The 12,558-nt window shown below is 42.4% G+C and carries 8 protein-coding genes; 6 read left to right on the top strand and 2 right to left on the bottom strand.

Annotated elements, in window-relative coordinates:
• The first annotated feature begins 114 nt into the window (after positions 1 to 114).
• The 6 genes from L1068_RS03115 to L1068_RS22030 all read left to right on the top strand — a co-directional run bounded on the left by L1068_RS03115 (position 115) and on the right by L1068_RS22030 (position 10,120).
• Complete coding sequence (locus tag L1068_RS03115; RefSeq protein ID WP_237129032.1) at positions 115 to 1,209, top strand: substrate-binding domain-containing protein; 1,095 nt, start codon at positions 115 to 117, stop codon at positions 1,207 to 1,209.
• A 9-nt stretch (positions 1,210 to 1,218) separates the two neighbouring features.
• Positions 1,219 to 2,211, top strand: coding sequence for an ABC transporter permease (locus tag L1068_RS03110; protein WP_237129031.1), 993 nt, complete (start codon positions 1,219 to 1,221; stop codon positions 2,209 to 2,211).
• Positions 2,204 to 3,001, top strand: coding sequence for an ATP-binding cassette domain-containing protein (locus L1068_RS03105; protein ID WP_237129030.1), 798 nt, complete (start codon positions 2,204 to 2,206; stop codon positions 2,999 to 3,001). Before L1068_RS03110 ends, L1068_RS03105 begins: the two co-directional genes overlap by 8 nt.
• Positions 3,002 to 3,126: 125 nt before the next feature.
• Positions 3,127 to 4,725 (top strand): glycoside hydrolase family 3 N-terminal domain-containing protein, encoded by a 1,599-nt coding sequence (locus L1068_RS03100; RefSeq protein ID WP_237129029.1) that lies wholly within the window; start codon positions 3,127 to 3,129, stop codon positions 4,723 to 4,725.
• Positions 4,726 to 4,960: 235 nt separating this feature from the next.
• Positions 4,961 to 7,546, top strand: a complete 2,586-nt coding sequence (locus L1068_RS03095) for a TonB-dependent receptor (protein ID WP_237129028.1) — start codon at positions 4,961 to 4,963, stop codon at positions 7,544 to 7,546.
• Between the two features lie 396 nt (positions 7,547 to 7,942).
• Positions 7,943 to 10,120: a carbohydrate-binding protein gene (locus tag L1068_RS22030; protein WP_275419445.1), complete on the top strand. Its 2,178-nt coding sequence runs from the start codon at positions 7,943 to 7,945 to the stop codon at positions 10,118 to 10,120.
• Positions 10,121 to 10,193: 73 nt separating this feature from the next.
• Here L1068_RS22030 and L1068_RS03080 read toward each other — a convergent pair whose 3' ends face one another.
• Complete coding sequence (locus tag L1068_RS03080; protein WP_237129027.1) at positions 10,194 to 10,814, bottom strand: hypothetical protein; 621 nt, start codon at positions 10,812 to 10,814, stop codon at positions 10,194 to 10,196.
• Positions 10,815 to 10,825: 11 nt separating this feature from the next.
• Positions 10,826 to 12,208 (bottom strand): DUF1566 domain-containing protein, encoded by a 1,383-nt coding sequence (locus tag L1068_RS03075; RefSeq protein ID WP_237129026.1) that lies wholly within the window; start codon positions 12,206 to 12,208, stop codon positions 10,826 to 10,828.
• Between the last annotated feature and the right edge of the window lie 350 nt (positions 12,209 to 12,558).

Below are 12,558 nucleotides of genomic sequence, written 5' to 3'. Positions count from 1 at the left end.
GGATGTGCAATTATTAACTGGTATTTTTCGCCAGAATTAATTAGTCAAAACATTTGACATAATTAACCGTTTGCATAAATATAACACAATCCATTGTATAAAAAGAATTCAAAAATGAAAGAGCAAGGACAGCCAATTTGGCGCAATATTAGGAAATTACAAAAACTAATCCCAATAACCGCGGGATTACTCATCTCTTTCGCCATGCCAACTCACGCCGCTGAACAAAATATCGATTGGCAACAGGCAAAACAAGCAAAATCAATTACGATAAGCAAAGAACAAGCCCAAAAGATTAAACAAAAATCGCTGACAGCAGCTATGGCTTGGCATGGTGCAAGCCCTTGGATAAGCGCAGTATCTCGCGGTGCGAGTGATACTTTTGAAGCGCTTGGTATTAAAGTGGTTGCCAGTACTGATGCACAGTTTGATCCGGCCAAGCAAGTTGCTGACCTTGAAAATATCACCGCGTTAAAACCTAACATTTTGTTATCACTCAGTGTTGATGGCACAAGTACTAAGCAAAGTTACCAAAAAGCCATCAATGCAGGTGCACAGTTAGTGCTGTTAAGTAACCCAATACCAGGCTTTCGCCATGGCAAAGAGTATGTTGGCATTGTTACCGACGATATGTTCGGAATGGGCAAAGCTGCAGCAACAAGTATCCAACAGGCATTTGGTGAGAACGCCAAAATAGGCATGATTTTTCACGATGCAAAGTACTTTATTACCAATAATCGCGATAGCGCATTTCGTAAACAAGTTTCAACTTTACCGGGTCATAAAGTTGTTGTAGAAAAAGGCTTTGTTAAAGAGCATGAAACAAGTGCAATCGCCGCGGCGATGATTTTGCAACATCCTGATCTTGATGTGATTTATGTATCTTGGGATGCCGCGGCCGAAGGTGTAATTGAAGCACTGCGTTCATTTGGTAATCGCGATATTAAAGTAGTAACACACGACCTTGGCGTTAATAATTTGCTCGATATGGCGATGCAGCGCAACATGCTCGCAAGCATATCCGATAGGCCTTATGTTATTGGCGCAACGATGGCTAAGTTAGGTGCATTAGCAACATTAGGCCTACCTGCACCGCACTTTACTTTGGTGCCATATGACGCTGTTACGAAAGACAATATTGCTGATATTTGGCAACAAGCATTTAAAGCGCCATTGCCTAAAATGCTTGATCTTGCACTAAAACAATAAGGAAAAACAATGAGTGCCAGTGACTTAACTACCATAGAGACAAAATCACGCATTGCCGAATTTGTCGCTAAATACGCCTTTAAGCGTGAACTATTTATTTACTATATTTTCGTCGCCGTGCTAATGCTTTTCGCCGTTGTACTGCATGACACCGCATTTTTTAGTTTGACTAATTTTATGAATATTATTCGTCAAACAGCGCCTATTACCGTGATGGCTGTTGGCTTAACATTTGCGCTCGCTGTGGGTCATATCGATTTATCTATTGGCGCCGTGGTGGCATTATCAGCCTTGGTCGGTGCGGTTTTGTTGCAGTATACCGGTATACCATTGGCGGTACTTGGCGCACTGTGCGTAGGCCTGTTTGTCGGCTTAGTTAACGGCTTTTTAATTGAACGATTACAGGTTTCTTCTTTATTAATCACACTCGGCACAATGGGAGTTATCACTGGGCTCGCGCGTCAGTTCACCAATTTAGAGTCTGTACCCATTATTAATAGTAGCTTCACCGGATTTTTTGGCGCAGGCGAACTATTTGGCATTCCGTCGTTATTAGTATGGACGGTTGTTATTGCTGCGATTGGCTATGTGGCATTAACCAAACTGGCCTTTGGCAGACACCTCTTAGCGGTTGGCGGCAGTCCTAAAGCGGCGCTTGCTATGGGCATTAAGGTAACGCGCATTCGTATTTATGCCTTAGTCATTTCATCTATGGCAGCTGCGCTCGCTGGGCTTTTATATGCGGGTCGCTTACATGGCGCGCGCTACACATTAGGCGAGGCAGATTTACTTACCGTGATTGCTGCAGTTGCCATTGGTGGTACCAGTTTATTTGGCGGGCGCGCGTGTATTATTGGCGCGGTACTTGGGTCATGGTTAATGGGCTTAATTAACAACGGTTTGATTCTATCTGGCTTTTCGACCAATGAACAAATGATAGCCCGAGGCCTAATATTAATTGTTGCCGTAGCAATTGGTGTTAAGGAGATTAAAAATGGTTAGAACAGCATTAGATCAAGTTGCACTGGAATTAAAAGACATTAAAAAGAGCTTTGGTGCCGTAACTGCGTTAAAAAATGTCAGCTTTAAAATCAACAAAGGCGAAGTAGTGGGTTTGCTAGGTGATAACGGCGCAGGTAAATCAACATTAGTGCGCTGTATTTCAGGCATTCATGCGCCCGACAGCGGCAGTATTTTGGTGAATGATAAAACCGTACACATAACCAATCCAGAGCAAGCGCGTGATGCGGGTATTGAAACGGTGTTTCAAGATCTCGCCATGGTGCCAGAGTTTAATATTGCCGATAACCTATTCTTGAACCGTGAAATAAAGCATAAAAACCCGCTATTACGTGCGCTTGGTTGGCTTGATAAAAAAGCCATGGAAAAGCGTGCCAAAAAAGCGATTAATCGCTTAAACAGTCGTATTCCAAGCTTTCAGGCGCAAATTCAATCACTTTCCGGGGGGCAACGACAAGCGGTTGCTATTGCCAGAGCGGTCAACTGGGGGGCAGACATTGTGATTATGGATGAACCGACCGCGGCCCTAGGTGTTGAGCAAAGTGCTCAGGTAAATGAATTAATTAATGTGATCAGCTCGCAAGGGGTGGCAGTGCTTCTGATCAGTCACAATATGCAGCATGTGATTGATACGTGCGATAGGGCAGTAGTGCTATATCAAGGACAATCTGTTGCCGATGTATCTGTTTCTGATGTCACGAAAGAGGACTTAGTCAGTTTAATCACGGGCGCAAAAACAGCACTTGACGTTACTACGTCCAAGGTTGCTTAACGGATTTTGGCTTTTGCGCGATTGTTAGCGCTAAGCCAAATAGCAAAAGTTTCACTTTAACCAATGTTTTTACTTTTATGTTAATTCATAAAAGCGGTCTCTTGCGGCCTAAATTTGGAGAAATCATGAATAATAACAGTAAAGTAACTCAGCTAATTAGCACTATGGCGTTAGCTGAAAAAGTTGGACAGCTTTTTGTATTGGCATTTGCTGGGCACGATATTGATTATGCGAAGCAGTTGGTGAAATCACATCATGTGGGTGGGTTTTATATTACCGATGACAACGCTACCACACCTAAAGATGCGAAAACATTAGCTGACGAACTGCAACATCAAGCCCAGTTACGTGCGTGCGATGCGCCCTTATTACTGTGTGTTGACCAAGAAGGCTCGTGGGGGATTTTAGCCAAACACACCGATTTAGGGCCGGGAAATTTGGCGCTTGGCAAAGCTAATAAACCAGATCTAACTGAGCAAATGTATCAGGTATTTGCTGAGCAAATGCATGAAATTGGTTACAACACACTGCTTTCGCCTTGCTCTGACGTTAACACCAACCCAAATAACCCGATTATTGGTTTGCGTTCATTTGGAGAAACGCCTAACCAGGTGGCAACGCATGTTGCAGCAGCAGTTAGAGGTATTAAACGCGGTGGTAATTTGGCAACGGCAAAACACTTTCCAGGTCATGGCGATACGCATAGTGACTCCCATCAATGTTTGCCAACCGTCGACAAGACATTGAACGAACTACAACAGGGGGATTTGCTACCGTTTCAAGCGGCAATTGATGCCGGTGTGTCACTGATTATGACAAGCCATATTCGCTTCCCACAGCTTGATGATATTTACCCTGCAACTTTGTCATCAAAAATCTTAACCAACTTGCTACAGCAACAAATGGGTTTTAATGGACTGATCATAACCGACAGTATGAACATGTGGGCAATGCGTAAAAACTACCAACCTGCTGAAGCCGCGATTTTAGCGTTAAAAGCAGGTGCGCATTTAGTGATGCTAAGCGAGGAGCACTATGAAAACAGTGCAACTGATTATAAAGCGCTGCAACTTGCTACGTTAAATGGGGTGATCCACGCAGTAGAATCAGGGCAACTTGATGAAGTCGTGATAAACGAACGGTTACACCATGTGTTGTCGTTCAAATATGACAAGCTCAATGTTGCAAAAACGCCGGAGCATTTGACTGCAGACGATATTGAAGCGTTAATTGAAACGACGGTTAGCAGTAGCGTTTCGGTGTTGCGTAATGAGGCGGGTAATTGGCCACTTACGGGGCGTGAGTATACTCTCACCTTTGCAGCGCATCCGAAAAAATATGATAGCTTAGTAAATAGTCGCGGTATTGGGCCAAACGATCCCCGATCTGCAAAAGATACCATTATTCAGGGCCTACAACAGCGCACAAGTAAAGTTAACTTATTACCTTTTGATGAGTTTTTAACGTTGCTTGAAGGTTGTGAAGAGACAATATCAACACCGCTCGTAATTGTTACCGAAGATTATCCGTTACCCGGAGAAAGCTTTGATGTAGCGGAGCAAAAGCAATTAGTACAACGCGCGCTAAAGCGCTTTGGCAAGCAAGTAGTGGTGATTGCAATGCGCTCTGATTACGAACTAACGGACTATGCAGAACTGGCGACTTACATTTGTGCTTACTCAAGCCGTGTCTGCGCTGCAAAATATATTGCGTCATTTTTATAGAAATTAAACAAAAAGAATGAGAATTGCTTGACAATTAGTCAAAATGATTTAATTAATAATTAATCAAAATAATTTACTAATATAAATAAACTAAAGTGGCAATTGCGTGCGTCTGGGGAGAAGGCAGTGCTTTGACGGAGCGTGTTGACTGATAATGTTATTAAATTTCAGTTGGTTAGCAGCGATGATGCCACATGATATTTGAAAACTTATAAATAATAATAAGGACAACAAGATGAAGACTAACCAACCTGTTGCGGTAACACTAAAAGCAACACGCCTGTCATTGTGTATTGGTGCAGCGCTTTGTGCCATGACATTTAATTTGTCAGCAGAAGAAAGCAAACAACTGGCCGAAGATGACAACATTGAGACCATTGAAGTGCGTGGCATTCGCAGAAGTTTAACCAAAGCACTCAATACAAAGCGCTTTGCCAATGCTGTTGTCGATTCAATCTCAGCTGAGGATATTGGTAAGTTTCCCGATAAAAACATCGGTGATGCACTACAACGTATTCCTGGTGTGACAGTTGTTAGAACATTTGGTGAAGTGAACGGAGTAACCATTCGTGGTACGGCACCTGAGCACAGTATGGTGCTATTAAACGGTCAAAATGTAGCAAGCGTTGGTTGGTTTGACTTAGGCGGTATGAACCGCAGCTTTAACTTTGAAATGTTAGCGTCGGAGCAGATTGCTGGCATGGATGTGTATAAATCCGTTGAATCTAATATTAATGAAGGCGCGATGGGCGGTACGGTTAATCTTAAAACCCGTAAACCGCTCGATATGGATGCTGGGACTGTATTTGCGTCGGTTGAAGGCATGTATCACAACAATGCTGAAGACTGGTCGCCTGCGTATTCAGCGTTAGGCAGTTGGAAGAATGACAGCGAAACGTTTGGTGTGTTACTCGCGTATTCCAATGAAGAGTCAAAGGTATACCGCGAAACCTTGTCGAATTTTGGCCCTGCTGGAAACGCCACATTTACTGATTCTAATGGTGTAGAGCGTAGTTCTTATGGCGCTATGTCATCTATTTTATTCGATGAAGATCGCGAGCGAGCAAGCTCTCAACTGACATTGCAATACGCGCCAAGCGATAATTTATCGTTTAACTTAAATTATAATTTATTTGAATTGAAGAACGATCACGTCAATTCAGCGATGTTTGCCATTGTTGGTTTTGGCCAAATGCAAGGTGATTCGGTTGTTGAAAATGCAAATGGTATTGTTACTCAAGCAACATCGCTTGCATCAGGTGCTGGACTTGCGCCACTTTTTAACAATGCGGTATTGCGTAAACCTGATATGCAAACAGATGCGCTTAACTTTACCGTTGAATATGAGGCGGATACATGGTCTGCTGATTTTGTAATTGGTAAATCGGATGCCAAAGGTGAAACGTTGCAGTCGAGTACGTGGTGGGGGGATATCACCAACACCGAAAATTCAAGTTTTAGCTTTGATGTTGCTGGCCCACTGGAACTCACCCCAACTAATCCAGCCTATCTTGATTCACACAGTAACTTTGATTTATTTCAAGAGTTTACGTATATCAATTACATTCGTGAAAACGAAATTGATTACGCCCAGGCTGATTTTACTTTCTTGCTAGAAAGCGACTTAGTAACGTCAATTCAAGCGGGTTTAAAATATCAACAACAAGCGTTTTCATCACAAGGTAATTACCAAGATCTTGACCTTGCAGCGGCAATGGCTGAGGGTCTTTCGTTAGCTGATTTTAATGGCGGTTTTGTATCTGGCCTACACTCAGCAGAAGGGCGTGCGGGAAGTATGTCGTCGTTTCCAGTAGCGAGTCGCGATATTTGGCGTTATGCCGAGGCAAACAAACCCAGTAGCATTTCTGTACGTGACGCGTTTTCAATAGAAGAAGACATTACCGCGGCCTATGTTAAAGCTAATTTTTCAGGTGAAGGCTTTCGCGGTAACGTAGGTTTGCGTATCGTCGACACAGATATTCTTTCAGTTGGCGAAATAAATGGCGTAGCGGGTGAGGTTGAAAAGTCTTACACCAATTACTTGCCAAGTGTGAATGTGGCAATGGACCTGTCAGACGACCTTATTTTCCGTGTTGCAGCAGGCTCGACGGTGTCGCGTCCTGACTATGACGATATGAAAGTAGCAGACATTATCTCTGAAAGTTTTCAAACAGCTAATGTGGGCAGTCCTGAATTAAACCCATACAAATCAGATCAATACGATATGGGTTTAGAGTATTATTTTAATCCGTCATCGATTGTTGGTGCGACTTTCTTTATAAAAAATATTAGTGATTACATAGAGCAAACCACAGCAAAAGAGAACTATGCTGGGTGTGGTCCTGAATGTTTAGTGACACGTTCTCGTAACGTAGGCACCGCTGATGTGCACGGTATTGAATTACAATACCAACACGACTTTGGTAACGGCTTTGGTGCTCAGTTTAATTACACTTATACCGACAGTGCACGTACCAACTCAGCCGGTGAAGAAGTACCAATTGAAGAAGTGTCTAAAAACTCATTTAACTTATCAGGTTACTTCGAAAACGAAATGTTTAGTGTACGTTTAGCTTATAACTACCGTGATGACTGGGTACGCCAGTACAATGGTAGTAGCTTAGACAGCTTAAATGATGCGTATGATCAGTTAGATGCATCGGTTATTTGGCATGTTACAGAAAATGTAGATATGTCATTTGAAGCGGTGAATTTGCTCAACGAAGCATTAGTGTTGCGTCAACCTAAGGCGGGCAATATTGTTCACAGTGTGGATGAATTCGGTACCCGTTACTTTGTTGGCGCCAGCATTCGCTTTTAAATAAAAGGTTTGAGGCCAATGTGCCTCAAACCGCTATATTCTTAGTTGTTGAATGCAAAAGTATTACCAATACCACATCAGCAACGTTTATCCGTCTAACACAGATGGGCCGAATTATGTTGTTTAGATTAGTGGCTCGTGTTCCCCTAAGGCAAGCTGCCCAGTTTGCCTTATCTTTATCTCACAATTATCACCATTTCAAAATGTAAATAAAAAGTTAAATTAATAAGTAAATTATATTGACTAAATTTTAGTCAAGCGTTAGTGTGAATTATGTTAGACCATTAGATTTAGCGCAGTTCTGGTTTAACCAAGACAATGCGATTGTTTAAGCATACTTAAATTTAACTTTTGCAAAATTAGCAATTTGTAAACGACTTTAAGAAGGACACTCTAATGCGTCACGCTAAAATGACTACTTGCGCACTGGCTGTATTAATTAGCTGTAATGTTAATGCAGGTACTGGTATTCAAGACTTTTTAGATTCATTACGAAATTTTGAATCGGGTATAAACCCAAATCTCGCCGATTTTTATCTCGAAAACCTCAATAATCCTGTTTATAACTATGCACGGGTAAGTACACCCGGTCGTATGGTGCGTGATTGCTCAACTGGTAGCATGATCCCCGAGCCAACTACTATCAATGAGTTTTTCACTAAACTGGGGGTCGATAATTTTTACAACGCGCAAACCCCTAACGACCCAGAAATGTTTAAGAGCATGCAGTACAACTCAATGAATGCGTGGGGCTTTGTTGGTTATCAGCTAGGTGAAGCAGTATTAATCGATGCAGGGTATTACAGCCCAAAAGTGGTTACCGTAGACGGTGTTGAATACGACAGTTTTTATGTCTTCGTTGATGATTCGACGTGGATTGGTTGCGAAACTGAAGCGTTAGTTGAAATCGTCGGCTCTGGTGGCAATAAAATCTTAGCAACGGATGTTAATAACTGGCAAGGCACATTTGTTGGCAAAAACGGTGTTAACTCATTTGCTGACTTAATTAAGCCAGAAAAACAAGAATTGGTTATTCGCGATGCCATGCATTTTAATTACGGTGTGATGACGCAATTGTTAAGTGATGCCAATATGACATGGGCAGAAGCACTTACAAAAAGCTGGCCGGGTGTTGATGACAATGGCAATCCAGTGCAAGTGCAAGCGACTATGTCGGGGTTGTTAGCCGCAGCACATTTACGCGGCGCATGGGGCACAGCACGTTTATTAACAAAGGACGAAATTACGTGTGACGAATTAGGCACTTGCATCACTAAATATGTACATAAATTTGGCGGTTATAATACTATTTTTGATACGCCTTTTGACGATGTAATTGAAGGCTCACGCTACGCTGAAACATTATCCGCAGGCTGGGGTAATGATCTTGTGATATTAGGTGGCGGAGTTGATACGCTTGCTTTACATCAAAATGACAGCGCTATCACTGCCGTGCGCGGATTCACCCTTGCCGAAGATTTTATTGTGCTACGAGACTGGACAGCGTCAGAGCCACTGGCAAATTTACAGATAGCTGATGTTGCTGCTGGTGCAGAGCTTAGCTTTTCTAATCAACGAGTGGTGATTGAAGGGGTGAGCGCCGCTGAAATTAGCGCAAATCCAAGTGCCGTGATTGCAGAATCAAAAATTTATGAAATTGCTTGGTCGGGTTCGCAAACGGTTAATAATTTTAATCCACGCTTAGATAAAATTCGGGGCACCGCAGGGATTGGTTTTAAACATTTAAAAGCGTACGAGACGGATAATGCGCTGGTGGTTGGTGTGCAAGCAGCAGATGGTGGCATTTATAGCTCGGTTGAGTTAGTGGGTTTAACCATCGCCGATTTATCGCCAGATATGTTTGATAATGTAACCGGTGGATATGACCGTTTAGGCTTTATTGTTCCACTTAATAGTCAAAACTGGGGCTGGAACATGACCTTGTCGGTTAATAGTTTTGATGCAGCAAAAACAGTGATTAGTATGCCACTGTTTAATTACAGTTTTTCGATGCTAGTGTTAACGCAAGAGGGGGCGGATACGGTCATTACATTAGATGCAGCGGCGTCGCAAGGCGATCAAAAACGACTAGTGCTCAAAAATACCGATGTAACAACACTAAGTGCAGCAAACTTTTCATTTGTTAATGGTAATTTTAGTGACGCGACAATCGATATTCCAGTGTATTACACGGTAACAGCGGCAGTGGTGGGTAATGGTGGTAGTATTTCACCACTACCTAATGCAAATGGTGAGCTAAGTGCAAAAGGTAACACTGACTTCACACTTAATTTTGTTGCAGACAGTGGTTATCGCGTGGCAAACATTACAGTTGATGGGGTAACGGTCAGCGCAGCAAATGCTTATACCTTTAATGCTATCAGTAGTAATCACACTATTTCTGTGAGCTTTGAACAAGGGGTTTCTTGTCCAAATGCATGGCTTGAGTCAGAGGTTTACACGGGCGGCATGCAAGTCACTTATCAAGGCAAAATATACGAGGCCAAATGGTGGTCGCAAAATAATGTGCCGACTGCGGGTGATCCGTGGAAGTTTATAAGTGACTGCCAGTAATCATTTTATAAAATAGCAAAGCGATGCTCATTGCATCGCTTTATTTGCGTTTACCCCTCATAACAACTCACAGTTATAGCCCCATAAAACTAATATGTAAGCCGATGGCGTTATCAAAGCCCTTGTCAGCAAAAAAGTTTGAATAATTGAGCTGAATATGCACATTTTGTGTTAGCTGATACTCAAAAAACGCTTTAGCATATAGTGAGCTTTCAAAGTCATCTAATGTTTGGCGTTCGCAGCTATCACAGTTAAATACGGCGCGTTCAATATTGTTGTAGCGATAACCAGCGAGTACGCCAAATGACATACGCTCAACAGTTTGCGGTGCGAATTTAAACCCAGCTTCAGCATACATTGCAAACCCCGTAATTGATGACTCTTTACTACTGATCTGGCCGGTAAATTCGTTTTTTACGGATTGTGTAAACGGTGACGTATCTTCCATGTACATGTAATCCATTCCGGTAGCAAACTGCAAATAGCGATGTGGTTCACCTTTGTAATACAACCCGATTGCATGCGCATTACCGCCATCGATTGTGACACTATCATTAGTAGCTTGATAATCACTAGCGGTTAAATATTGATAACTTACGCCAATTGAATAGTCGTAGAAGTTCACGTTTTGCTTTTCAGATGCATGCGCACTGACAAGCCAAAGTATTAAGATGGTTAAAATTACTGTTTTCATGAGTTATCTCCTTAGAAAGTGCTTTGACAGCTGCGCACCAAGTGAACGTGGTGTTTTGTTTGTCGGGAGCTGTAAAAGACAATACTATTTTGATACTGGTAGTGATAACTGGCGTCATCATTACGTGGGTTTGGTGTAGCACTCCACACTTCACCGAATGGAATGTTTTTAAACGCAAACGGGTTTAGTGGGGGCTCCTCGCAGGCAAGCTCGATATTTTGTTGCAGTTCTTTGATACTCGGCAAGCGCCATGGCTGCGCATTTGGCGTGTTATCATTTAGTGTATTAGCGTATTCAAATGCTTGTTGCCAATCTAGTTTTTCTGCTTCGCCTTGTTCACAGTTTTTACCACTTAAGCCAACAACGCATTTTTGCCAAATTAGTCCGGTTAGGGTATCGAGTACATTACCGTTTTGATCTTGTTTGTAGCGTATAGTAGGTGCGGTATTCGCTTCAATAGCATTACACCTTTGTTGTCGTGCATAGCGACGACGGCTTTCAATTTCTTGTTCTTCATTTGTTGGTGGTTGAAGTTGTTGAAGAATGCGGTCAACACCACGAACCGCACGAATATGGCGCGTTGTAGAACTAACGCCTCCAGCCACACGGCCCACATTAAAATCGACCGCCCACACGCTGCCCTCATCATCAACATCGAGGGTGTTGCTCCAATAAAATGCGGTTTTGGTATGTGGGAAAAAATTACTATCAATTGCTGGTGTATTGGTGTGGTAGTTAACGATTTCCTGTAACTCGATTTTGCTCGGTAAACGCCAATCATTGTAACCGCACAAGGCCTGTTGATTTAGTCGTGCTAAATAGCTTTGGCTATCGCAATCACGATCACAGTCACCGCCGTTAATGCTTGAAAATGCGCCGAAATTATCATCGCGCCAAGTGTAAGTATGATTTGCATCTTGCAGGCCGCCAGAGCCAGCAAAGGTTTTTACTTCCCAAATAAGGCCGGTTATATTATCAAGTACACATGATGCAGTTTCACTCATATCATTAATTCTATTGCCAGCGTTATCGAGCTTGGTAAAACTAAACCCAGCATGACCATCTAGGTCTTGGTTTTGCGTAGCATCCGCACCTATATCGCAATCTTGCAAAAAAACCGATAGGTTATTGCAGTTAGCAAAATTGCCAGCAGGAAAATCCCCAGCAAGTTGCGACCCAGTATCATTGAATGCAATGCTCATCTCATCACATGTGCATTCGCCATCGCATAGTGGCAGCTGAAAATCAGCTGCAGCTGGTTGCGAAGTGTTTGCGTCATTTACTTGTGCGGCACTTTGCTCAACCGCTTCATATTTACACGCACCTAGTAAAGTGCAGCTAAGCATAATTGCGAGGTGCAATAGCGAGTATGAATATCTTGCGTCGTTTTTCATAACGTTGCCTTAGCCAGATTGGAATGGGTTAATGTTTGCAAAAACAAATCCAATGGCAGTTACACGAACGTCTTCAAACGTTAATGATGTGGCGTTTTAATTTTCTAACGCTATGAATTATCGCGTGTAATTTTCTCAAAATAACTAGCGGACTGAGCATTTTCAGCGTAGCAAGCGTTAACCATTGTTGTTTATCGACTACTCGTTTTTGCAAAATTCGGCGGAAAATTCGCAAATTGCAACGCATTTTTATCTAGCTGCGGTGCCGGTTATTGAATAGCTCGCGCGGAGCAGTGTTAATGTTTAAATCATAACTGTTTGTTTAATTAACCTTTTTTGGTGGTTTTTAA

Source organism: Pseudoalteromonas sp. MMG024 (genome assembly GCF_021654175.1).
Lineage (GTDB): Bacteria > Pseudomonadota > Gammaproteobacteria > Enterobacterales > Alteromonadaceae > Pseudoalteromonas.
The sequence above is the reverse complement of the archived record's forward strand: the minus strand, read 5'-3'. Positions and strand labels throughout refer to the sequence as shown.